The sequence below is a fragment of the Nocardioides maradonensis genome (genome assembly GCF_054777115.1).
This window is the reverse complement of sequence record NZ_BAAHAZ010000001.1, coordinates 325,405-347,317: the sequence shown is the minus strand read 5'-3', so window position 1 is coordinate 347,317 and position 21,913 is coordinate 325,405. Positions and strand designations below refer to the sequence as shown.

The 21,913-nt window shown below is 71.1% G+C and carries 20 protein-coding genes; 6 read left to right on the top strand and 14 right to left on the bottom strand.

Going from position 1 to position 21,913, the window contains the following annotated elements; genetic code table 11:
- Positions 1-39 precede the first annotated feature (39 nt).
- Complete coding sequence (locus ACYVAQ_RS01485) at positions 40-1,116, top strand: hypothetical protein (protein ID WP_460786657.1); 1,077 nt, start codon at positions 40-42, stop codon at positions 1,114-1,116.
- Positions 1,113-2,336, top strand: coding sequence for a hypothetical protein (locus ACYVAQ_RS01480; protein WP_460786656.1), 1,224 nt, complete (start codon positions 1,113-1,115; stop codon positions 2,334-2,336). The genes ACYVAQ_RS01485 and ACYVAQ_RS01480 overlap by 4 nt, the downstream gene beginning before the upstream one ends.
- A gap of 13 nt (positions 2,337-2,349) precedes the next feature.
- Here ACYVAQ_RS01480 and ACYVAQ_RS01475 read toward each other — a convergent pair whose 3' ends face one another.
- The 4 genes from ACYVAQ_RS01475 to glf are packed head-to-tail and all read right to left on the bottom strand — an operon-like array spanning position 2,350 to position 7,274.
- Positions 2,350-3,138, bottom strand: coding sequence for an ABC transporter ATP-binding protein (locus ACYVAQ_RS01475; RefSeq protein WP_460786655.1), 789 nt, complete (start codon positions 3,136-3,138; stop codon positions 2,350-2,352).
- A 1-nt stretch (position 3,139) separates the two neighbouring features.
- Positions 3,140-4,093: an ABC transporter permease gene (locus ACYVAQ_RS01470; RefSeq protein WP_460786654.1), complete on the bottom strand. Its 954-nt coding sequence runs from the start codon at positions 4,091-4,093 to the stop codon at positions 3,140-3,142.
- Positions 4,090-6,084, bottom strand: coding sequence for a glycosyltransferase (locus ACYVAQ_RS01465; protein WP_460786653.1), 1,995 nt, complete (start codon positions 6,082-6,084; stop codon positions 4,090-4,092). The genes ACYVAQ_RS01470 and ACYVAQ_RS01465 overlap by 4 nt, the downstream gene beginning before the upstream one ends.
- Positions 6,081-7,274 (bottom strand): UDP-galactopyranose mutase, encoded by a 1,194-nt coding sequence (gene glf, locus ACYVAQ_RS01460; protein ID WP_460786652.1) that lies wholly within the window; start codon positions 7,272-7,274, stop codon positions 6,081-6,083. Before glf ends, ACYVAQ_RS01465 begins: the two co-directional genes overlap by 4 nt.
- A 91-nt stretch (positions 7,275-7,365) precedes the next feature.
- Here glf and ACYVAQ_RS01455 point away from each other — a divergent pair, with 91 nt between their 5' ends.
- Positions 7,366-8,427 (top strand): phosphatase PAP2 family protein, encoded by a 1,062-nt coding sequence (locus tag ACYVAQ_RS01455; protein WP_460786710.1) that lies wholly within the window; start codon positions 7,366-7,368, stop codon positions 8,425-8,427.
- Here ACYVAQ_RS01455 and ACYVAQ_RS01450 read toward each other — a convergent pair.
- Positions 8,366-9,265, bottom strand: coding sequence for a glycosyltransferase family 2 protein (locus tag ACYVAQ_RS01450; protein ID WP_460786650.1), 900 nt, complete (start codon positions 9,263-9,265; stop codon positions 8,366-8,368). The two genes, ACYVAQ_RS01455 and ACYVAQ_RS01450, sit on opposite strands and share 62 nt — an antisense overlap.
- On the bottom strand, positions 9,262-10,164 hold the full coding sequence (locus ACYVAQ_RS01445) for a glycosyltransferase family 2 protein (protein ID WP_460786649.1): 903 nt from the start codon (positions 10,162-10,164) through the stop codon (positions 9,262-9,264). The genes ACYVAQ_RS01450 and ACYVAQ_RS01445 overlap by 4 nt, the downstream gene beginning before the upstream one ends.
- Before the next feature lie 40 nt (positions 10,165-10,204).
- Between ACYVAQ_RS01445 and ACYVAQ_RS01440 the strand changes: the two genes are divergently transcribed.
- On the top strand, positions 10,205-10,972 hold the full coding sequence (locus tag ACYVAQ_RS01440; RefSeq protein ID WP_460786648.1) for an inositol monophosphatase family protein: 768 nt from the start codon (positions 10,205-10,207) through the stop codon (positions 10,970-10,972).
- A gap of 190 nt (positions 10,973-11,162) precedes the next feature.
- On the opposite strand, the gene ACYVAQ_RS01435 is transcribed toward ACYVAQ_RS01440, so the two are convergent.
- The 3 genes from ACYVAQ_RS01435 to ACYVAQ_RS01425 form a co-directional block, all read right to left on the bottom strand.
- Positions 11,163-12,611 (bottom strand): LCP family protein, encoded by a 1,449-nt coding sequence (locus ACYVAQ_RS01435; RefSeq protein WP_460786647.1) that lies wholly within the window; start codon positions 12,609-12,611, stop codon positions 11,163-11,165.
- A gap of 103 nt (positions 12,612-12,714) precedes the next feature.
- Positions 12,715-13,098: a hypothetical protein gene (locus tag ACYVAQ_RS01430; protein WP_460786646.1), complete on the bottom strand. Its 384-nt coding sequence runs from the start codon at positions 13,096-13,098 to the stop codon at positions 12,715-12,717.
- Between the two features lie 42 nt (positions 13,099-13,140).
- The gene (locus ACYVAQ_RS01425) at positions 13,141-13,650 is read right to left on the bottom strand and encodes an acyl-CoA thioesterase (protein ID WP_460786645.1); all 510 of its coding nucleotides are present in this window, start codon (positions 13,648-13,650) and stop codon (positions 13,141-13,143) included.
- Between the two features lie 24 nt (positions 13,651-13,674).
- Between ACYVAQ_RS01425 and ACYVAQ_RS01420 the strand changes: the two genes are divergently transcribed.
- Positions 13,675-14,886 carry an LCP family protein gene (locus ACYVAQ_RS01420; protein ID WP_460786644.1) on the top strand — a complete coding sequence of 404 codons (1,212 nt, stop codon included), beginning with the start codon at positions 13,675-13,677 and terminating at the stop codon, positions 14,884-14,886.
- Positions 14,883-15,758, top strand: a complete 876-nt coding sequence (locus ACYVAQ_RS01415; RefSeq protein WP_460786643.1) for a crotonase/enoyl-CoA hydratase family protein — start codon at positions 14,883-14,885, stop codon at positions 15,756-15,758. The genes ACYVAQ_RS01420 and ACYVAQ_RS01415 overlap by 4 nt, the downstream gene beginning before the upstream one ends.
- A gap of 80 nt (positions 15,759-15,838) precedes the next feature.
- Here the strand turns inward: ACYVAQ_RS01415 and ACYVAQ_RS01410 are convergent, their stop codons facing one another.
- The 5 genes from ACYVAQ_RS01410 to ACYVAQ_RS01390 all read right to left on the bottom strand — a co-directional run bounded on the left by ACYVAQ_RS01410 (position 15,839) and on the right by ACYVAQ_RS01390 (position 21,861).
- Complete coding sequence (locus ACYVAQ_RS01410) at positions 15,839-15,982, bottom strand: DUF1059 domain-containing protein (RefSeq protein ID WP_460786642.1); 144 nt, start codon at positions 15,980-15,982, stop codon at positions 15,839-15,841.
- Between the two features lie 113 nt (positions 15,983-16,095).
- Positions 16,096-16,665 (bottom strand): LPXTG cell wall anchor domain-containing protein, encoded by a 570-nt coding sequence (locus ACYVAQ_RS01405; protein WP_460786641.1) that lies wholly within the window; start codon positions 16,663-16,665, stop codon positions 16,096-16,098.
- A 153-nt stretch (positions 16,666-16,818) separates the two neighbouring features.
- Entirely contained in the window at positions 16,819-17,565 is a 747-nt protein-coding gene (locus ACYVAQ_RS01400; RefSeq protein ID WP_460786640.1) for a dienelactone hydrolase family protein, read from the bottom strand.
- Between the two features lie 37 nt (positions 17,566-17,602).
- Positions 17,603-18,415 carry a 5'-nucleotidase, lipoprotein e(P4) family gene (locus ACYVAQ_RS01395; RefSeq protein ID WP_460786639.1) on the bottom strand — a complete coding sequence of 271 codons (813 nt, stop codon included), beginning with the start codon at positions 18,413-18,415 and terminating at the stop codon, positions 17,603-17,605.
- 71 nt (positions 18,416-18,486) lie between these two features.
- Positions 18,487-21,861 carry a pyruvate carboxylase gene (locus ACYVAQ_RS01390; protein WP_460786638.1) on the bottom strand — a complete coding sequence of 1,125 codons (3,375 nt, stop codon included), beginning with the start codon at positions 21,859-21,861 and terminating at the stop codon, positions 18,487-18,489.
- Positions 21,862-21,913: the final 52 nt, after the last annotated feature.

Sequence of the window (21,913 nt, the reverse complement as noted above, 5' to 3'; positions counted from 1 at the left end):
TGCGCAGGAACGCGGACCCTGCCCTCTACCCTTGGAGCCGTGCAGCGATCCCCCACCCAGGCCTCCGGCCGCGCCTGGGGATGGCTGGCCGCCCTGCTCGACGGATCGGTCACCCCGTGGCGGGAGTCGACGGTCACCGCCGAGCCCCGGCTTCCCTTCTTCCCGGCGGCGCAGCAGCTCGAGTCGCTGCGCCGACTGAACATCGCCGCGGCCGCCTCCGGGCGCCGGGTCTCCCCGGAGCTCGCCCGCGCGCTGCTCGTCGACGGCATCACCGACCGCAACCGCGGCGACCTCCGCCTGGTCGGCGAGGACGAGTGGCCGTTCGGTCCGCCGGCGGTCCGCCCCAGCCGGCTCCCGGCACGCGACCTGCTGCCCGTCGTCGCCGGCCCGCTCGCCCGCCGGCTCGCCGCCCTGCCCGAGCGCGCGCCACGACGGCCGCTCCCCCTCGTGCGTGGCGTGCGCCTCGACGGCGACCCGTGGGCGGTGGCGCTGGCCGAGATCCAGCAGGCCGCCCGCGGGCGCGCCCGGACCGGCCGCCGGGCGATGGTCCTCACCGACGACTTCGCCACCGTGGCCCTGCGTGCGTGGGGCCACCAGGCGGTCTCCGGCGGCGTCCTCGGCCCGCAGGACTGGATGACCAACCGGATCCGCTCCGAGGTCCCTCCCCCGGCCCTGCGGCTCGCGAAGCAGGCCCACCGCGTGGCCGCCGAGGTCGGCGTACGCCACACGCTCGTGGTCGTCGGCCCGCAGCCCGTCGCCGGCCTGCGCCCCACCCCGGCCTTCGACCCGGTCGCGGTCGACCTGGCCCGCTGGGTCGGGAGGCCGCTCGGCGTGCTGGTCTCCCCGGAGCGCCGACGCCACCTGCTGCTGGAGTCGCTGGTCCCCGAGGCCACCCGCCCGACCGGGCCGCTGACGGTCCCCGCTCCCTGGCACGACCGGCTCACGGCGTACGCCGAACGCCAGCGGAGCCTGCTGCGGCAGGCCGGATACCCTGTGCTCGGCTCGCTGGACGGGCTGCTCCCGGCCCCCGCGTCGGCGTCCGCGTTCCACCGCGACGGCGACGTGCTCGACCGGGCGCTGGAACTGCTGCTCGACCCGCGGGAAGGGGTCTCATGACTCGACGCATCCTGGTGCACGTCGGTACGCCGAAGACCGGGACGTCGTACCTGCAGGACGTGCTCCTGCGCAACCGGCGCACGCTGCTCAACGACGCCGGCATCCTCTACCCGGCCGACCGCTTCGACGCGCACTTCCTGGCCGCGCTCGACCTGATGCAGCTGCCCTGGGGCGGCCTGGAGCAGCAGGCGATCGGTGCCTGGGACCGGCTCGCCGAGCAGGTGCGCTCCACGCCCGAGAGCCGGGCGCACACCGTCATCATCAGCCACGAGATCCTCGCCCGCGCCGGTCGCGCGCAGGTCGACCGGGCGCTGACCTCGCTGGGCCGCGACGAGGGCGTCGAGATCCACGTGCTGCTCTCGGTCCGCGACCTGCAGCGCCAGCTCCCGGCCGAGTGGCAGGAGAACGTCAAGCACCGCGCGACGCTCAGCTACCGCCAGTTCCTCGACCAGGTGACCGACCCGGACCGCACCGGCCGCGTGGGCTCCTGGTTCTGGGGCGTCCAGGAGATCCCGGACATCCTCGCCCGCTGGGCCGCCGACATCCCGCCGGAGCGCGTGCACCTGATCACCGTGCCTCCCCCGGGGTCGCCGTCCGGGCTGCTGTGGGAGCGCTTCGTCGAGGCGTTCGGCCTCGGCGGCCTCGACCTCGAGCTCGGCAGCGAGCGCGCGAACCCGTCGCTCGGCGTGCCCGAGACGACCCTCGTACGCCGGATCAACCGCGCCGTCAACGCCGACCTGCAGCCCGCCGACTACCGCCCGCTGGTGCGTGAGCTCCTCGCCCACCAGACCCTGTCGCTGCGCACGTCCTCACCGCGCCTGTCGGTGCCGCCGTCGCTGCTGCCGTGGGTGCAAGACGTCGAGGCCGCCTGGTGCGCGGAGATCGCGGAGCGCGGCTACCACGTCATCGGCGACCTGGCCGAGCTGCGCGGCGCGGGCGCCAGCACTCAGGCCGAGGTCTGGGACGACCCGGACGAGCCGGACGAGGCCCAGGTGGCCGACGCCGCGCTGACCGCGATCAGCGCGCTGCTGGGCGAGGCCGCGGAGGCTCGGCGCGAGATCGAGCGGCTCCGGACGCAGCTCGGCGAGACCGAGCGCCGCCTGGAGCGGTCCTACCTGCGCCCGACGTACCGGCTGCGCGAGAAGGTCGTCCGCCGGCTCGGCGAGAACCCGGCCGGGCAGAAGGCCCTGAAGGCCTACCGCTACGCGCGGAAGCGCTGAGCGCTCCCCCGGGCTACTCGCCGCCGAAGTCCCCGCCGTCGATGTCGCCGTCGAGCTCGGTGGTCTGCTCGTCGTACTCGTCCTCGTAACCGAGGAAGCGGATGCCGTCGTCGGTCGGGCCGTCGAAGACCATCCGGCCCTCCTCCAGCACGATGACCCGGTTGCACATGCTGCGTACCGAGGACGTCGCGTGGCTGACGTAGACGATGGTGCAGCCGCTGTCCTTGATCTCGGCCATCTTGTCCATGCACTTGAGCCGGAACGGCCGGTCACCGACCGCCAGGACCTCGTCGGCGAGGAAGATGTCGGCGTCGACGTGCACGGCGATCGCGAACCCCAGCCGCGCCTGCTGGCCCGAGGAGTAGTGGCCGACCTGGGTGTCGAGCTTCTTCTCCAGCCCCGCGAAGTCGACGATCGCGTCGAACTTGCGCGCGATCTCCTTGTCGGACATGCCGAGGATCGCGGCGTTGAGCATCAGGTTGTCGCGCCCGGTCAGCTGCGGGTGGAAGCCCGCACCCGTGGCGATCAGTCCGGCGATCCGGCCCCGGGTGAGGACCTTTCCGCCGTCGGGGCGCATGACGCCGTTGACCATCTTCAGCAGCGTGCTCTTGCCCGAGCCGTTCAGGCCCATCAGGCCGACCGCCTCGCCCTGCTCGACGCTGAACGACACGTCGTTCACGGCCTGGAAGGTGTGGCTGGTCTGGTTGCCGCGCGCCATCGCGACGGTGATGTCCTTGAACGTGCGGTGGTAGCGCAGCGTGAAGTTCTTGGTGACGTTCTCGCAGACGATCGAGGTGGCCATCTCAGAGCATCTCCGGGATCTTGTTGTCGAGGCGGCTGAAGATCACCTGGCAGATGCCGAGCAGCACCAGGCTCCCGCCCACCATCACGACACCGCGGAACAGCAGGTGGTCCGGCATCTGGGTGGCGACGGTGTACGCGCGGTCGTCGGTCGTGCCGACCCAGAACGCCCGCTGGAACAGTACGACGGCCTCGGCGAGCGGGTCGAGCATGTAGTACTTCGCGAACGAGCCGAAGCGCTCGTGCACCATCGAGTACGAGTACATCATCGGTACGCCGAAGCGGACGAACATCAAGATGATGTTGACGATGTTGCCGAAGTCGCGGAAGAACACGTTGGCGACGCTGAACAGCAGCGCGGCGGCGAGGCCGAGGATCATGATCAGCGCCAGCGCGAGGACGAGGGCGATCATGCCGGCGGGGTCCGGCGTCCAGCCGGTGACGCCCGCCGCGATGAGGAGGATCACCACCTGCGGGCCGACGTGGTACAGCGAGGTGAGCATCGTCGCGACCGGGAACATCTCGCGCGGCATCGCCATCTTCTGCACGATGGTCCGGTTGCGCACGATCGAGCGGGTGCCGGCGCCGAAGGTCTCGGTGAAGAAGTGCACGATGACCAGACCCGCGAACAGGTGGATCGCGAAGTGCTGCAGGTCCTTGTGCAGCCCGAAGATCATGCCCATCACGACCCAGTAGGTCACGAAGTGCGCGAACGGGTTGATGTAGGACCACAGCAGGCCCAGGAAGGAGCCCTGGTAGCGGGCGCTGATCTCCCGGCGTACCAGCAACTTGAGCAGGTAGCGGCGGTGGAAGACGCCCACCAGCCCGTTGTCCGCGGTCGGCGGCGCCAGCTCGGCGCCCGAGCGGGACACCTGGAACTTGATCGGCTCGATGACCCGCTGCACGGTGACGCCGCTGGACGTCTGCTGCGCGGTGTCGCTCACGGTGTCGCTCACGCGTCGCCTCCCTCGTCCTGACCGGTCCACGGCGCGAACGTGCGCTCCCACGCCTCGGGCGAGGTGATCTCCCCGAGCTGGTCGCGGTAGGTCTTCGCCAGCGTCGGCCACTCCTTGCGGAACCGCTCGTGCAGCGCGAGGGTGCGCTTGAGCTGCGAGCGGAACAGCTCGGGGTCACGCTGGTAGAGCGCGGCCGAGGTGCCGTCGTTCATCGACACGATCGCTGAGTCGAACTTCGCGAGCTGGTACCACTTCGCGTCCAGCGCCGGGATCTCGACCTCCGGGTACTCCCGGGACAGCGCCCGGGGCGACTTCAGCTGGCGCAGCGGCCCGGTGACCGCCGAGATCAGCTGGGAGCGACGGCTCGGCACGTGCGAGATGTGCATGCCCTTGGCCCGCGGCTTCTCCCGCTTGACCGGCGGGAGGTCGTCGCGGTCGGCGACCAGCACGGCGTCGTTGAACTGCTTGCGCAGCGCGTTCACCTCGGCCAACCGCGTCGGCAGCATCTCGTGCAGGTGCCCGGGGCCCTGCAGGATGTCCTCCATCGCCTGGAGCCGCAGCTCCGCGGTGGAGTACTGCATGCCGACCAGGTGCGCGATCTGGTTGTTCAGGCTCTCGCGCAGCAGCCGGCCGCCCTTGGGGTACGTCGAGTGCAGCAGCGCCGCGATCAGCCGGTTGCGGTGGTGGAAGTACGCCTGCCAGTCGAGCGCGTCGTTCTTGTCGCTCCACGGGACGTGCCAGACGGCGGCGCCGGGCAGCGTGACCGTCGGGAAGCCGGCCTCCTTGGCACGCAGGCCGTACTCGGAGTCGTCCCACTTGATGAAGACCGGCAGCGAGAGGCCGATCTCCTCGAGCACGACCCGCGGGATCAGGCAGGAGAACCAGCCGTTGAAGTCGACGTCGCACCGCTTGTGCAGCCAGCGTGCGGAGCGGATGTTGCGGGTGGAGAAGTCCCACGAGCCGTACCCGTCGGGCGGGGTCATCCAGAGGAACCGCCACGGGTTCACGATCTCGCCGAAGCTGTGCAGCCGCGAGCGCGAGTAGATGTTGAACATCATCCCGCCGACGATCGTGGGCCGCCGCGCGAGGTCACCGAAGGTGACCTGGCGGATGATGCCCTCGGGCTCGCAGATGACGTCGTCGTCCATCATCAGCGCGTACGTCGCCGTGCCCTTGCGCACGCACTCCAGCTGGCCGCGCGCATAGCCGCCCGAGCCGCCGAGGTTGCCCTGCTGCAGGACGCGCAGCTTGCCGCCGAGCATCTTCTCCGCAGCGGGGAACTCCTCGTCGTCGACGACGAGCTTGGTGCCCTGCTCCATCACGAAGACGGTGTCCAGGTAGGGCAGCAGGTCGGGGTCGGCCATCTGCTGGAGCAGCTTCGCGCACCAGTCCGGCCGGTTCATCGTGGTGATCGCGATGTCCACGGTGCCGTGCTCGGCACGGTCCTCCGGCACGTCCGCGAACCACTGCGCGGACACCACCGCGGGCGTGTCGCCGGCGATGACGTCGTACCAGTACCAGCCGCCGTCGACGAACGGGCCGAGCGAGAGGTCGAAGGCGAAGGTCTGCTCGCCGGACTCGGTGACGACCGCCGCGTCGACGCGCTGGCTGTTGCCGTTGGCGAGCGACTTGTTGACCACGACGTGGGCCCCGCGGCCCTCGACGGTGACCTCGAGCCGGACGCGGTCGACGATGGTCCAGCGCCGCCAGTACGACGCCGGGAAGCCGTTGAACAGCGACCCGAACGAGACGCTCTGGCTCGCGAGCACCTTGAACCGGGTGCGGTCCAGGAGCTGCTCGGGCGCGACCCGGCGCCCGTTGCCGGTGCCCTGGCGGATCTGGGCGTTGTTGATCGCCTTGGCGGCGGAGTCGCCGCCGACGACGTACTTGTCCTCGTCGAGGCGCGCGTCCTCGAGGTCGACGTACAGCGACATGACCTCGAGGTCACGGTCCAGCGGCATGATCTGCCGCTGCAGCAGTCGGCGGGTCACTCGTCCACACCTCCGGACTTGAGCTCGGCACCGTCGGCGAAGTGCGGCGCGAGCTTGTTGTCGAACATCGACAGCGCTGAAGCGATCGCCATGTGCATGTCGAGGTACTTGTAGGTGCCGAGCCGGCCGCCGAACAGGACCATCGGCTCCTTCTCGGCGAGGTCGCGGTACTGCAGGATCTTCTCCCTGTTGTCCGCGGTGTTGATCGGGTAGTACGGCTCGTCGCCGTCCTCGGCGAAGCGGCTGTACTCGCGCACGACCACCGTCTTGCCCTTGGTGTACGACGCCGCGCGCTCGGGGTGCAGGTGCTTGAACTCCAGCTCCCGGGTGAACGGGACCTCGGGGTCGTTGGCGTTGACGACGCCGGTGCCCTGGTAGTCGTCCACGTCGAGGATCTCCGACTCGAGGTCGACGGTGCGCCACGAGAGCTTGCCGGCGGAGTAGTCGAAGTACTCGTCGACCGGGCCGGTGTAGACGATCGGGACCTTGCCCTTGTAGTCGTCGACGACGTCGAAGAAGTCGACGGAGGTGCGCACCTCGATGTTGGGGTGGTCGGCCATCCGGGTCAGCCACGCGGTGTAGCCGTCGGTGGGCAGTCCCTCGTACTTGTCGTTGAAGTAACGGTTGTCGAAGGTGTAGCGGACCGGCAGCCGGGTGATGATGTCCGGGCTCAGGTCCTTGGGGTCCTTCTCCCACTGCTTGGCCGTGTAGCCCTTGATGAACGCCTCGTACAGCGGGCGCCCGATCAGCGAGATCGCCTTCTCCTCGAGGTTCTGGGCGCCCTCGGTGTCGAACTCGCTGGCCTGCTCGGCGATCAGCGCCCGCGCCTCGTCCGGGGTGTGCGACTTGCCGAAGAACTGGTTGATCAGGCCCAGGTTCATCGGCAGCGAGTAGACCTGCCCCTGGTACTTCCCGAACACCCGGTGCTTGTAGTCGGTGAACGTGGTGAACCGGTTGACGTACTCCCACACCCGCTCGTTGGAGGTGTGGAACAGGTGGGTGCCGTACTTGTGCACCTCGATGCCCGTCTCCGGCTCGAACTCGGAGTAGGCGTTGCCGCCGATGTGGTCGCGCCGGTCGATCACCAGGACCTTGATGCCCAGCTCGGTGGCACAGCGCTCGGCCACGGTCAGGCCGAAGAATCCGGCACCGACGACGAGGAGGTCCGGGAGGGAATCAGCAGTCGACACGGGGCGTGAGTCTAACCGGGTGCGGGCCACGAACCGGCTTCGGCAAGCCGCGGCAGGGACGTGGTCTTCGTCAACTATCCTCGCTCGGGTGATGAGGGACAGCGCCGCTTTCCGCTCCGCGCGGCTGTTCGGGCTGGCCTGGGCGTGCGGCGTGCTGCTGACGATCCTGATGGTCGTGATGGCGGTCAGCAAGCACCTCCCGGTGCGTGACGCGGACGACACGATGCTGCGGTTCCCGGCGATCCTGGCGGCGGCGATCGCGCTCGACGTCGTACCCCGGATGATCCGGCGGGGCGAGGTCCGCTCCGTGATGCAGGAGCGCTGGCCGGCCCGGCACTGGGCGTTCGCGCTGAGCGGCCTGGGCGCCTGGTACCTCTGCTACGCGACCTTCCGCAACGTCAAGAGCATGGTCCCGTTCGTCAACCACCACCTGTACGACGACCGGCTGGCCTCCATCGACCGGTGGATCTGGGGCGGGCACACGCCGGCGGTCGTGCTGCACGACGTGCTCGGCACCCATCTGGCGGCTCACCTCTTCTCGGCCGTCTACATCGGCTGGATCGCCCTGGTGCCCGTCTCGATCGCGATCGCCCTGGTGTGGACCCGGTCCACCTCGGCCGGCTCCTGGTACGTCACGGCCGTGGCCGTCGACTGGGTCCTCGGCGCCGTGCTGTACCTGCTGGTCCCGACGCTCGGCCCCGTCTACAGCTCGCGCGCCGACTTCGCGACGCTCCCCCACACCTACGTCACCGACCTGGTCAACAGCCTGTGGGACGACCGGGTCGCGGTCACCGCGCACCCGTGGGCGTCCGGCACGCTGCAGACCATCGCCGCGTTCCCGTCGCTGCACGTCGGGATCATGACGACGATCGTGCTGTCGGTGACGCTGTTCGGGCTCCAGCGCTGGATCCGGGTGGCGGCCTGGGTCTTCTGGGTGCTGACGGTCCTCGCCACGCTCTACATCGGCTGGCACTTCTTCTGCGACATCATCGGCGGCACCGTGGTCGGTGCGTTCGCGGTGTGGATCTCGGCGATGACGACCGGCAACCACGTCGGCCTCCGCCCGCAGCTGCGGCGGACCCGCGACCGGATCAGGGAAGAGCCCGCGGGTCGGGGCGGCGCATCCGGCGCGCATCCCGCACCGCTCGGATGACGTTGCGGGCCTCGGCCCGCCCACCCCGCACGGGGCTCAGCAGCACCACCACGAGCGCGATCAGCCACGGCTTGAGGCGGACGGCCGGGTTCTCGGCGTACCGGAAGTGCACCGCGAACAGGTTGCGGTACATGTAGTAGCCCTTCCAGCCGGACAGGTCGTGCTGCTGGTTGAAGTCGAGCTGGCGGACCAGCACCGCGTCGCGCACCGCAAGGATCGGGAAGCCCGCGCGCCGGGCGCGGATCGCGTAGTCCACGTCGTCGTAGAAGATGAAGAAGCTCGGGTCCGGCAGGCCGATCCGGTCGACCACCTCGCGGCGTACCAGGAAGCCCTCGAAGGCGACGTTCTCCACCGCGACCGTGGCCGGCATCGCGGCCCGGGAGGAGTACGTCGAGTCGATGCTGGCCGTCTTCGGCCGGATCGCGAGCGGGTTGCGCAGGTCGAAGCGGAGCGCGGCCTTCTCGATCAGCTCACCGCTCAGGTCCTCGCGCACGCTGATCAGGCAGCTCGCGTCGACCTCGAGCAGCCGGGTGAGGCAGTCCGGCGCCGGGACGACGTCGTCGTCCATCAGCCACATCGCGTCGAAGCCCTGGTCGTAGGCGGCCTTGAGGCCGAGGTGGAAGCCGCCGGCGCCGCCCAGGTTCTCGGTGGTCCGGATGGTCTGCAGCCCCGGCAGCGAGCTCGCCGCCAGCACGTCCGGGGTGTGGTCGGTGCTGGCGTTGTCGACCACGATCACCGCGTCGGGTGCGCGGTCGAGGCCGGAGAGGCCGTCGAGCATCCGGGCCAGCAGGTCCGCTCGGTTGTAGGTGACGACGACCACCGCGACGCGCTCGGTCACCGCAGGTACCTCTCGTGGCCGGTGAAGTCGCCGCGCAGCCCGGCGTACGCCGCCCGCGCGCTCGTGGCGATCCGCGCGGGCTGCGGGCGCGTGAACAGGTAGAACCAGACCGTCTTCACCCAGAACAGCAGCACGTGGAGCCAGCCGCGGTAGCGCAGCAGGTTGACGGTGTTGTTGCGGGCCATGCAGTAGTGCTTGAGCTCGCTCGGGCTGTGGTTGTACGTCGTCCTGCCGAACATCATGGGGGTGCCGAGGCTGCCCACCGACGGGTGGCGGACCGTGGCGTCGACGATCGTCGCGATGCGGGCGCCCGCGGCCTCGGCCCGGAGCCGGTACTCGTGGTCGTCGCCCCAGATGAAGAACTCTGCGCGGGGGTAGCCGATCCGCTCGACCAGGGCGCGGGTGACCAGGACGCCGTTGAACGGGATGACGATGTCGTCGAGGCGGCCGTCGCGCGCAGCGGCACGCACGTCGGCGAGGTCGTGGACGACCCGGGTGCCGCCGGGCAGCCGGATCGGGAAGACGAGCCGGTCCGGGGCGGCCTGGTCGACCACCACCGGGCCCCAGAAATCGAGGTCCTGCTGCTGCAGGAGACGGTCGAGGCAGTCGGGATCGGGCAGCCCGTCGTCGTCCATCAGCCACACCAGGTCCGCGTCGGTCTCCTCGACGGCCCAGCGCAGGCCCTCGTGGAAGCCGCCCGCTCCCCCGGTGTTGGTCGCGAGGGTGCGGTGCTCGACACCGTTCGCGGCCAGCCAGGCGCCCGTGCCGTCGGTCGAGGCGTTGTCGATGACGAGGACCCGGTCCAGCGCATCGATCGAGCGCAGCCGCGCGACCAGGGTCTCCAGCAGGGGCAGGCGGTTGAAGGTCACCACCACCGCCACGACTGCCACGACTGCCACGGCCGCCACCCTAGTGGAGGGCTCCCGATAGCCTGGGTTCGTGGACACCGCTGAGGTACTCGCCCTGCTCCAGGACGTCGCCGCGGAGGTCATCACCCCGCGCTTCCGGGCCCTCGCGGACGCCGAGGTGTCGGAGAAGAACCCGGGCGACCTCGTCACGGTCGCCGACCACGAGTCGGAGGCGCTGATCACCGAGTCGTTGCAGGCGGCGTACCCGGACGCGCTCATCCTGGGCGAGGAGGCGATGGCCGCCGACCCGACGCTCATCGACCGGTTCTCCGCCGCCGAGCACACCTTCACCGTCGACCCGGTCGACGGCACCAAGAACTTCGTGCACGGCTCCCCCGACCACGCCGTGATGGTCGGCGAGGTGCTCCGCGGCGAGATCGTGCGGGGGTGGATCTGGCAGCCCCAGCACGAGGCGGCGTACGTCGCCGAGCGCGGCGCGGGGGCCACCCTCAACGGGGAGCCGCTCCGGGTGGCCGATCCGGGCGCTGCGCCGTACCGCACCGCCAGGCGGCACTGGGTCGGCCGCGACCTGCCCGGCCTGGGCACCCTCGAGCTCACCTGGGCCTGCTGCGGTGTCGACTACCCGCGGCTGATCGCCGGCGAGGCGCGGGTCCTGCTCTACAGCCGCAGCATGCCGTGGGACCACCTGCCCGGCGCGCTGATCCTCACCGAGGCGGGCGGCACGATCGGCACCCACGACGGCAGCCCGATCAACCCGCAGCGCCTCGGGGGCGGCCTCGTGGCCGCGCCGGACCGGGCGACGTACGACGCCGTGGTGACCTCCCTGCGCTCCTTCTAGCGAAGGCTTGCCGCCAGGCCGAGGCATGGCCTACGGATGCCGCCTGCGAGCGCGGCAGCGCGGCGCCGCCGACGCCGGTTGCCGAGCCTGCGGGGAGCGATCCCGGAGGAAGCGAGGAACGAGCGACCGGAGGGTCGCGCCCCGCAGGTGAGGCAAGGCGCCGATCAGCGGCGACGCGCTCGCGCGATTATCAGCAGCTGGCGCCGAGGTCCGAGGTGTCGTTGGCCGTGTAGCCGGTCTGGTAGGAGCCCAGCGAGCCCTCGCCCATCTGGGTCGCCCGCTCGTGCTTCTTCTTCGCTCCCCCGCTCGTCCCGTGCTCGGACTTGTCGATCGCCGCGGCGATCATCGCGTGCACCTTGGCGATGTCCGGGTTCGACGTGCTGACGGCCGGGGGAACGATCGAGACCGTCGCCACCTTCTGGCTGCGGGCCTTGAGCGCGAGCTCGGCGAACCGCGGCACCTCGGAGGACGGGAGGTCGGTCGAGATCGTGCCCGTGGTGGCCTTCTCCAGCGCGCTGAAGTGCTTGACGACGTCCATCGGGCTGATCTGCTGCAGCATCGCGCTCATCACGCACTTCTGCCGCGCCATCCGCGAGTAGTCGTCGGAGGTCGCGCGGGACCGGGCGTACCAGAGCAGCTGGTCACCCTCGAGCTTCTGGCGGCCGGCCGGGATGTAGCCCTTGACGTCGCCGGTCTTGCCGATGGCGATCGGCTGGCGGACGTTGAGGGTGACCCCGCCGACCGCCTTGGACAGGTCGCGGAAGCCCTGCAGGTCGACCATCGCCCAGTAGTTGATCTGCAGGCCGGACACACCCTCGATGGCCGAGATCACCGCTTCCTTGCTGGCCTTGTCGGGGTCGCCGCCGAACAGCCGGGCGTGGTCGACGGCCCAGGTGCTGACGGCGTTCAGCTCACAGCTGGGGATGCCACAGTCGAACCCGTGGGGCCACTGCCGGGCCATCACCGAGCCCGGTGCGAACGGGAAGTTCTGCAGGTTGCGCGGCAGGCCGATGAGCACCGTCTTGCCGGTGTGGGCGTCGATCGAGGCGATCGTCATCGAGTCGGTGCGCATGCCCACCCGGCTCTTCCCGGAGTCGCCGCCGAGCAGCAGGATGTTGTAGCGGCCGTCGTGGGCGCCGGTCACGGCCCCGTCGCCGAACATCGCGGACAGGAACGCGTCACCGGTGGCGGCGAGGTGGGCACCGAAGAGCAGCCCGCCGGCCACCGAGAAGCACAGCAGGCCGTTGACGCCGGTCATCATCAGCCGCTGCTGGCGGACCAGGGTGAGCGGCTGGCCGATCCGCCACGCGTCGACGAAGAGGTAGACCCAGCCGAGCGCCAGCGCGATCATCGCGACCCGCGCGATCGCGAACAGGTGGAGCTTGATGGCCAGGCCGAGCATGAAGAACGGCCACAGGTAGGTGCCCAGCAGGCCGAGCGCGCCGAGCGCCAGCACCGTGAGCCAGATCCGCAGCGCCAGCCGGCCGACGGCGCGGTTGCCGGCGACGAGCTGGGCCGAGCCGGGCACGAGCAGCGTGAACGCCATCAGCACGACCGCGCGGCGGAACCGCACGCTGGCGGCGCGCTCCGCGACGGACTGCGGCGCGGGCCCGACGGTCGCGGCGGTGTAGGTGGCCATTCGGCGGCATCTCCTGCTGGGGAAGGAAGCAGTTCGAGCCAGTATCACCAGTCACACAGGCAACAGCCGTCCCGACGCGCCGAGAGAGCCGGTGCCCGAAGAGCTACTGCAGGCCGCCCAGGCTCGGCCGCGCCGCCTTGAGGTCGACGCACTGCCACGAGGACCGGTCGCCATGGGCGTTCTCGGCGAAGACGCAGGTGCTGCCGCCGCGGTTCTCGACCTTGATCGTCACCCCACGCGGCGGGTCGAACCGGTGCCCGCCCACGAAGGCGGGCTGGCCGTGCTTGACGACGATGTCCTGCGCGGGCTTGCCCTCCTTGAGGAGGTCCCACTGCAGGCCCTCCATCTGGAGCAGCGCGCGGTACATCGGGCGGCGCCGGTCGGCGCGCTTGTCCAGCATCAGCGACGCGGCGACGAGGCCGATGATGACAACGACGGTCACCACCAGGGCGATGACACGTTTCGGCGACAGCAGACCGCGGAGCATGGACGGCATCCTACGGATCACCAGGTGGAACCCTGGATTTCCCTACGGTGTGATGCCGCGCGCGTGGTCGATCTCGCGCCGACCCGCGAGCCGGTGCGCGCGGCGGATCTCCGCCTCCCGCCAGCGGCGGTGCTCGTCCTCGTCCTGCAGGTCGAGCGGCGGCACCGGGCGCGCCTGCCCGCTGCCGTCGATCGCCACGAACACGAAGTACGCCGAGCCGACGTGCCGCCACTCGGTCGCCGCGTCCCAGGGCTGGGTCTCGATCCGCACCCCGATCTCCATCGACGACCGCCCGACCCAGTTCACCTGGCCGTAGGTGCGCACGATGTCGCCGACGCGCACCGGCTCGAGGAACGCCATCTCGTCCAGCGCCGCCGTGACCGCCGGACCACCGCTGTGCCGCTGCGCGACGACGCCCGCCGTGGAGTCGGCGAGCTTGACCACCTCACCGCCGTGGACGTTGCCGAGCAGGTTCGCCTGCGCACGCGACGTCACCGCCGCCAGCTCGATGCGGGAGTACGACGGCGAGCGTGCCGCCAGGGATTCGCTCACGGGCTGACGGTAGCGTCTCGGACCATGGCAGGGGGTAGTGACGACACCGACGGCTCCGACGAGTTCGGCTGGATGTACGGCGACCAGGCGAAGGGCCGCCCCAGCGGCGCGAGCCGTCCCGCCGGCGACCCCGAGCCGACCCGGAAGATCCCGACCGTGCCGCGTTCCGGCGCCGGCACGCCACCGCCGAGCCGCGGGCTCCCGCCGGCGCGCCCGTCGGAGACCCGCTACGGGGCGAGCGTGGAGCCGCCGAAGCCGCCGCGCCCGGCCTGGTCGAAGGGCCCGAGCGGGTGGAAGCAGCCGAGCCGCTGGGTGAAGGTGGTCGGCGCGCTCGTCGTGCTGTGGCTCGTCTACACGCTGGCGGTCCCGTTCTTCACCTGGACCCGCGTCGCCAAGATCCCCTACGAGCCGACGGGCGCGCGCCCGGCGGACCAGCCCGGGACGACGTACCTCATGGTGGGCAGCGACTCCCGCGCCGGGCTGACCACGGCGCAGAAGAAGGAGTACCACACCGGTCTGCACCACAACGAGAACCTGTCGGACACCATCATGATGCTGCACACCGGCTCCGGGCCGGACGTGCTGATCTCCTTCCCGCGCGACTGGTACGTCCACGGCAGCAGGATCAACGGGTACTTCAAGCAGGGCGACGCGCGACCGCTCGTGCACGCGATCGAGGAGGAGACCGGCGTCCGCATCGACGACTACGTCCAGGTCGGTCTCGGTGGTGTCGCGGGCGTGGTCGACGCGGTCAGCGGCATCACGATCTGCCCGAAGAGCCGGATGGACGACAAGGACGCCGGACTGCACGTGAAGAAGGGCTGCCAGGAGGCCGACGGGCGCACCGCTCTGGCGTACGCACGCTCGCGGCACGCGCAGCGCCTCGGCGACCTGGACCGGGTGGCGCACCAGCGGGAGGTCGTCGCCGCGATCGGCAGCAAGGTCTTCTCGCCGTGGTCGGTCATCAACCCGTTCCGCTGGTGGAAGCTCAACCAGGCGGTGCCGGACTTCTTCTCCTTCGGCGACGGCACGAACCAGCTCGCCGTGGCCAAGTGGGCGCTCGCCATGCGGCACGCCGGCGGCAAGGGCGGCCTGACCTGCACGATGCCGGTCACCGACGGGTCGGCCCACTACATGGACGAGTCGCGCGCGAAGCCGCTGTTCAAGGCGATCATCGAGGACCGAACGCAGGACATCACCAAGAAGGAGTGCACGGCCTCCGGGCTCCCCTCATGACCAGCTACGAGACCCTCGACTGGAGCGTCGACGCCGACGGCATCGCCACGCTCACCCTGCACCGTCCCGACGCGCTCAACGCGTTCAACCTGACCATGGCCCGCGAGCTGCACCAGGTGTTCCTCACCGACGCGCGCAGCGACGAGGTGCGCGCGGTCGTCGTCACCGGCTCGGGCCGGGCGTTCTGCGCCGGCATGGACCTGTCGGCGGACGGCAACGTGTTCGGCCTCGACGAGAGCCTGTCGCCGACGCCGGAGGAGTTCCGGGCGGCGTACGACGAGGCGCCGTACGACGCGGGCATCCGCGACACCGGCGGCAAGGTCACCCTCGCGATCCACGCGCTGCCCAAGCCGGTCATCGCCGCCATCAACGGCCCGGCGGTCGGCATCGGCGCGACGATGACGCTCGCCATGGACCTGCGGCTGGCCTCGACCACGGCGCGGATCGGCTTCGTGTTCGGCCGCCTCGGGATCGTGCCGGAGGCGTGCTCGACGTGGTTCCTGCCGCGGATCGTCGGCATCCAGCAGGCGCTGGAGTGGGTCTACTCGGCCGACATCCTCACCGCCGAGCAGGCGTACGCCGGCCGGCTGGTGCGCAGCCTGCACGAGCCCGACGAGCTGCTGCCCGCGGCGTACGAGCTGGCGCGGAGCTTCGTCCGCGACCGCTCCCCCGTCGCGCTCGCGCTCGCCAAGCAGATGCTCTACCGCAACGGTGCCGCGGGCGACCCGCTCGAGGCGCACCTGTCCGACTCGCTGGCGATGTACTACACCTCGATCGCCGACGGGAAGGAGGGCGTGGCCGCGTTCCTGGAGAAGCGCACGCCCAGCTTCACCGGCAAGGCGTCGGAGGTCCCGCGGATCTACCCCGCCTGAGCCCGACTCTCCGCGAGTTCAGGCTTGTGGTCAGCCGAAACGGTGGTTTCGGCTGACCACGAGGCCGAACTCGCGGAGAGTCACGTGGCCATGAAGAGGATCTCTTCCCTCGAGTACTCGCGGCCGGGGTGCTCGGCGGCGAGGTGTTCCTGCACCTTCTCGACGAGCTCGTCGTCGGTCTCGCCACGCAGGGTCGTGTCACAGGGGCAGCGCAAGGACGGCATGGTCCGAGCGTAGGTCATGTCTCCTCGTCTGGCGCCGCCGCGCAGCAGGCGTCAGACGAGGAGACGTGGCCTTGGTGCTCGGAGCATGCCGTCCGCGATGGTTCTGTTCTGGATCAGGCGTGGGCCGGGGTGCGGCGCCGGCGGCCGGCGTAGGTCGCCGCGCCTCCCGCGAGCACGAGGCCGAAGCCGGCGATCAGCCACCACTCCGAGGGGCCACCGGTGTTGGGCAGGCCGCCCCCACCGCCGCCGCCGTTGGTGTGGTGCTCGCCCGCGACTCCCTTGGTGCGGAAGTTCCCGAAGCACTGGCAGTCGAGGTAGACGCCCGGGTCGGCGGTGAACTTCGCGACGGCACGGTAGCTGCCGCGCTTGAGGACCGGGCCGGTGATCGACAGCGGGGTGCCGTTGTAGTGGACGGTCTTGCTCCAGACCGTCGTCGCGCGCGCAGCCGTGCGGGGCGCGCTGCCGGAGCGGAACACCTCGATCGTGACGTCACCGGAGATGGTGCTCGACGCGTTGCCCTTGACGTCGATGAACGCCGAGATCGGCTTGCCTGCCTGCGCGCTGACGTTGACGTTGCACGAGGTGCTGACCCCGTTGCCGTAGCCCGATGCAGCGCCTCCGGACGCGACGACGAGCACCGCCGCCAGCCCGGACGCGATGCAGGTGATGAGCCTCCCGAACATGCTCCTACCCCCTTCAGAGGTCCACGTGTCCCCAGACAACGACAACACTAGGGGTCAGGTGACGCACCCCACGCCAGTTTTCACCATCCGGCACGGTCGGTTTTTTGCGAGCCTCGGTAAAGCCTGGTACTGCGACAGCGTGTCACAGGCGTTTCACAGGGTCCGCGCCAGGAGCGACCGGAGCGCGTCGGCAGCCCGCTCCGCGGCCGCCTCGTCGTACGACGAGGTGTCGGCCATCGTGTAGCCGTGCTGCGCTCCGGCGTACACCTCGTTGGTGGCGGTGAGGCCGGCGGCGGCCAACGCCTCCCCCAGCCGAGCGACCGCGTCGGGCGGCATCGAGGGGTCCAGGTCGGCGTGGCCGTACACGACCTCGGCGCGCGCGTGGGCGAGCAGCAGGTGCGGGCTGTCCGGGTCCTCGGTGGCGAGACGACCGCCGTGGAACCCGGCCGCGGCGGCCACGTCGTCGGGGTGGTTGCCGGCGGCGCGGGTGGCCAGGCGGGCGCCCATGCAGTAGCCCGTGACGCCGATCGGCCCGTCGCCGACCTCCGGCCGCGCGCGCAGGGCGGCGAGGTAGGCCACCGTGTCGGCATCGGAGCGGTCCGGGGTGAGCGCCGCGAAGTGCGGGCGCAGGGTCGCGAAGAACCGCTCACGCTCCTCGGGGATCCGCAGGTCGGCGGTCGGGGCGATGTCGGCGACCGTGCCCGTGCGGTGGAAGACGTTCGGCGCGAGCACGACGTACCCCCACGCGGCGATCCGCTCGGCCATCGCCTCGATCTGCGGGCGCAGACCGAACGCGTCCATGAAGAACAGCACGCCGGGGCGGGTCTCCCCCGGGGCGAGGTCGGGCGGGAGGGCGAGGTACGCCTCGACGGTCCCGTCGGGCAGGGGCAGGTCGATCATCGGCACAGAGCCGAGGTTACGACCTGCCCCGAGCCCCTCAGCTCGTGACCAGGGGCGCGTCCCAGGCGTGCAGCGGGTTGCTGCTCCACTGGCCGTACGCCGAGTCCGGGAACGCGATCCACGAGGTGCCCCAGCGGGCGTCGTACTGGTCGACGAGCTGCTGCTGACGCGCCGCGGTGGCGCCCTTGAACTCCTGGGAGAAGTCGGTCAGCGAGTCGCCGAGCTCGAGCACGATGTCGTGGTCCTTGCTCACGATCGCGCGGCGCTGGGCCTTGGTGGGGCCGTAGAGCAGCACGTGGTCGTTGCTGACCTGGGGCAGGCCGAGCTGGCGCAGGGTCGCGAGGGTCGACGGCTTGTTCTCCTGGAACCGGTCGGAGATGTAGTAGACGGCGAGGCCGAGCCGGTCGGCCTCGGCGAAGAACGCGGCCGCGCCGGGGATCAGCGTCGGGTTGCCGTTGACCTCCCAGTCCGACCAGGTGTCCCAGGTCGTGTAGGTGTGGCAGGCCTGCAGGTCGCGGGCGAGCAGCGCGGTGTTGTCGAGGACGGTCTCGTCCAGGTCCGCGACGACGGCGAGGTGGCCGTTGCGCTTGACCAGCCCGGCCCGCCCGCCGTTGCCCTGGTAGGCCTGCATCGGACCCACGAGGTCCTCCAGCCGGTCGGTCGCGAGGCGGTAGGACTGCTTCTGCAGCGCTGCCACCGACGCGGACTGCTGGTAGCGCAGCGCCATCGTGTAGTCAGTCACCGGGCACCCGGCCGACTCGTCCGTGGACGACGCCGGCTGGGCCATGACGAACCCGGTGATGACGCTCGCCGCGGCCGCCGCGAGACCGGCACTGAGGAACCTCTTCACGAAACCACTTCCTTCTCTCCTACGTGCAGGGCGGAGCTGCCGAGCACGGACCTGGGGGCGCTCAGGTGCGTTCAGCGCAGGACGAGCAGCAGGTCGCCGCCGTCGACGGCCTGCGGGCCGGAGACGGCCACGCGGTCGACCACGCCGGCGACCGGGGCCGTGATGCTGGCCTCCATCTTCATCGCCTCGATGGTGGCCACGACGTCGCCGGCCTCGACCTTGTCGCCCGTCCCGACGGCCACGGTGACGACGCCCTGGAACGGCGCGGCGACGTGACCGGGGTTGCCGGCGTCGGCCCGCTCGGCGCTCACCACGTCGGTCGAGATGGCGCGGTCGCGCACCGAGATCGGACGCAGGTGCCCGTTGAGGGTGCACATCACTGTGCGGTAGCCGCGCTCGTCGGGCTGGCTGATCGCCTGCACCCCGACGACGAGCTTCACGCCGGGCTCGAGCTCGACGACGTGCTCGTCGCCCTCGCGCAGCCCGTAGAGGTAGTCGAGGGTGTCGATGACGGACAGGTCGCCCCAGCGCTCGCGGGCGTCGAGGAACTCGCGCGTGGGACCGGGGAAGAGCAGCCTGTTGAGGGTCGCCCGCCGATCGGTGCGCAGGCCCTCCTCCGCGTCCGCGGGGAGCGTCTCGTCCGGCGCCGACCACGGCTTGTTCCCGATGGCGCGGGTCCGGAACGGCTCAGGCCACCCTCCCGGCGGGTCGCCGAGCTCACCGTGGAGGAACCCGATGACCGAGGCCGGCACGTCGTACGACGCCGGGTCGTCCTCGAACGCCGACGGGTCCGCGCCGGCGGCGACCAGGGACAGGGCCAGGTCGCCGATCACCTTGGAGCTCGGGGTCACCTTGGGGACCCGGCCGAGGATGTCGTCGGCGGCGGCGTACATGTCCTCGATCTGCTCGAACTTCTCCCCGAGCCCGAGCGCGATCGCCTGCTGGCGCAGGTTGGACAGCTGGCCGCCGGGGATCTCGTGGGTGTAGACGCGGCCGGTCGGTGCCGGCAGGCCGGACTCGAAGGGTGCGTAGACCCGGCGTACCGCCTCCCAGTAGGGCTCCAGCGCGTTGACTGCGGCGAGGTCCAGGCCGGTGGCCCGGTCGGTGAAGTCGGTGGCGGCCACGAGCGCCGACATCGGGGGCTGCGAGGTGGTGCCGGCCATCGCGGCGCACGCCACGTCGACGGCGTCCACGCCGGCGTCGATGGCGGTGAGGACGGTGGCGAGCTGGCCGCCCGGGGTGTCGTGGGTGTGCAGGTGGACGGGCAGGTCGAACCGGCTGCGGAGCGCCGTGACCAGGGTCCGCGCGGCGGGCGCCCGGAGCAGGCCAGCCATGTCCTTGATCGCGAGCACGTGCGCGCCGGCCTCGACGATCTGCTCGGCCAGGCGCAGGTAGTAGTCGAGGGTGTAGAGGTCCTCGGCCGGGTCGGAGAGGTCGCCGGTGTAGCAGAGCGCGACCTCCGCGACGGTCGTGCCGGTGGCCCGGACCGCGTCGATGGCGGGGCGCATCTGGTCGACGTCGTTGAGCGCGTCGAAGATCCGGAAGACGTCGATGCCGGTGGCCGCGGCCTCCTCGACGAAGGCGTCGGTCACGGCGGTGGGGTACGGCGTGTAGCCGACCGTGTTGCGGCCGCGCAGCAGCATCTGCAGGCAGATGTTCGGCACCGCCTCGCGCAGCCCCGCCAGCCGCTCCCACGGGTCCTCGCCGAGGAAGCGCAGCGCGACGTCGTACGTCGCCCCACCCCAGCACTCCAGGGACCAGAGCTCCGGGGTGGTGCGGGCGACGTGCCCGGCGACGCGCAGCAGGTCGGTGGTGCGCACCCGTGTGGCGAGCAGCGACTGGTGCGCGTCGCGGAAGGTGGTGTCGGTGACGGCGACGGCCTCGGCGGCGCGCAGCCGGGCCGCGAACTCCTCCGGTCCGGTCTCGCGCAGCAGCTGGCGGCTGCCCGCGGGCGGCTCGCCCGGCTCCAGCGGCGGCAGCTTGCTGGCGGGCGCGACACTCACCGGCGCCTCGCCGTACGGCCGGTTGACGGTGACGTCGGCCAGGTAGGACAGCAGCTTGGTGCCGCGGTCGCCGGAGCTGCGGGCGTCGAGCAGCTGCGGGTGCCGGTCGATGAAGGAGGTGGTGAGCCGGCCGGCCTGGAAGTCCGGGTCGCGCAGCAGCGCCTGCAGGAACGGGATGTTGGTGGAGATGCCGCGGATCCGGAACTCGTCGACGGCCCGCCGGGCACGGCGTACGGCGTCGTCGAAGGTGCGGCCGCGGCAGGTGAGCTTGGCCAGCATCGAGTCGAAGTGCGGGCTGACCTCGGCGCCGGTGAACGTCGTACCCCCGTCGACGCGGACGCCGGCTCCGCCGGGTGAGCGGTACGCCGTGATGGTGCCCGTGTCGGGACGGAACCCGTTCGCGGGGTCCTCGGTGGTGATCCGGCACTGCAGCGCGGCGCCGCGCAGCCGGATCTCGTCCTGCGCCAGCCCGAGCTCGGCGTGCGTGGCGCCGGAGGCGATCCGCAGCTGCGCCTGGACCAGGTCGACGTCGGTGACCTCCTCGGTGACCGTGTGCTCGACCTGGATCCGCGGGTTCATCTCGATGAAGAAGTAGTCACCGGCCGGGTCGAGGAGGAACTCGACCGTGCCGGCGTTGCGGTAGCCGATGTGCTGCGCGAAGCGCACCGCGTCGGCGCACATCCGGTCGCGCAGCTCGGGGTCGAGGTTCGGCGCGGGCGCAATCTCGACGACCTTCTGGTGGCGCCGCTGGACCGAGCAGTCCCGCTCGAAGAGGTGCAGCACCTCGCCCTCGCTGTCCGCGAGGATCTGGACCTCGATGTGCCGCGGGTCGACGACGGCCTGCTCGATGAACACCGTCGGGTCGCCGAACGCGCCGGACGCCTCGCGCATGCAGGTCTCGACCGCCTCGCGCAGCGCCTCGGGCCGCTCGACCATCCGCATGCCACGGCCGCCACCACCGGCGACCGCCTTCACGAACAGCGGGTAGCGCAGGCCCTCGGCGGCGGCGACCAGCTCGTCGGCGTCGTCGGTGGGAGCGATCGACGCCAGGGTCGGTACGCCGGCCTCGCGGGCCGCCGCCACGGCGCGGGCCTTGTTGCCCGTCAGCTCCAGGACCGGCGCGGGCGGGCCCACGAAGGTGATGCCGGCCTCCGCGCACGCCTCCGCGAGCGCGGGGTTCTCCGAGAGGAACCCGTAGCCCGGGTAGACCGCGTCGGCGCCGGCCTCGACCGCGGCCGCCACGATGGCGTCGGGGTCCAGGTAGGCGCGCACGGGGTGGCCGCGCTCGCCGATCTGGTAGGCCTCGTCGGCCTTCAGCCGGTGCTCGGAGCCCCGGTCCTCGAAGGGGTAGACGGCGACGGTGCGGGCGCCGAGCTCGTTCGCGGCACGGAACGCACGGATCGCGATCTCTCCGCGGTTGGCGACCAGGATCTTCTCGAACATGACACTCCTCAGGGGCGGGGACTGCTCGGCACGGGACGCCCGGCGGCGCTGC

Coding starts and splice junctions, on each gene's coding strand:
- ACYVAQ_RS01410 (WP_460786642.1), bottom strand. CDS start 15,982: ATGCCGTCCTTGCGCTGCCCCTGTGACACGACCCTGCGTGGCGAGACC.
- ACYVAQ_RS01420 (WP_460786644.1), top strand. CDS start 13,675: ATGGCAGGGGGTAGTGACGACACCGACGGCTCCGACGAGTTCGGCTGG.
- ACYVAQ_RS01415 (WP_460786643.1), top strand. CDS start 14,883: ATGACCAGCTACGAGACCCTCGACTGGAGCGTCGACGCCGACGGCATC.
- ACYVAQ_RS01405 (WP_460786641.1), bottom strand. CDS start 16,665: ATGTTCGGGAGGCTCATCACCTGCATCGCGTCCGGGCTGGCGGCGGTG.
- ACYVAQ_RS01400 (WP_460786640.1), bottom strand. CDS start 17,565: ATGATCGACCTGCCCCTGCCCGACGGGACCGTCGAGGCGTACCTCGCC.
- ACYVAQ_RS01455 (WP_460786710.1), top strand. CDS start 7,366: ATGAGGGACAGCGCCGCTTTCCGCTCCGCGCGGCTGTTCGGGCTGGCC.
- ACYVAQ_RS01430 (WP_460786646.1), bottom strand. CDS start 13,098: ATGCTCCGCGGTCTGCTGTCGCCGAAACGTGTCATCGCCCTGGTGGTG.
- ACYVAQ_RS01475 (WP_460786655.1), bottom strand. CDS start 3,138: ATGGCCACCTCGATCGTCTGCGAGAACGTCACCAAGAACTTCACGCTG.
- ACYVAQ_RS01390 (WP_460786638.1), bottom strand. CDS start 21,861: ATGTTCGAGAAGATCCTGGTCGCCAACCGCGGAGAGATCGCGATCCGT.
- ACYVAQ_RS01480 (WP_460786656.1), top strand. CDS start 1,113: ATGACTCGACGCATCCTGGTGCACGTCGGTACGCCGAAGACCGGGACG.
- ACYVAQ_RS01435 (WP_460786647.1), bottom strand. CDS start 12,611: ATGGCCACCTACACCGCCGCGACCGTCGGGCCCGCGCCGCAGTCCGTC.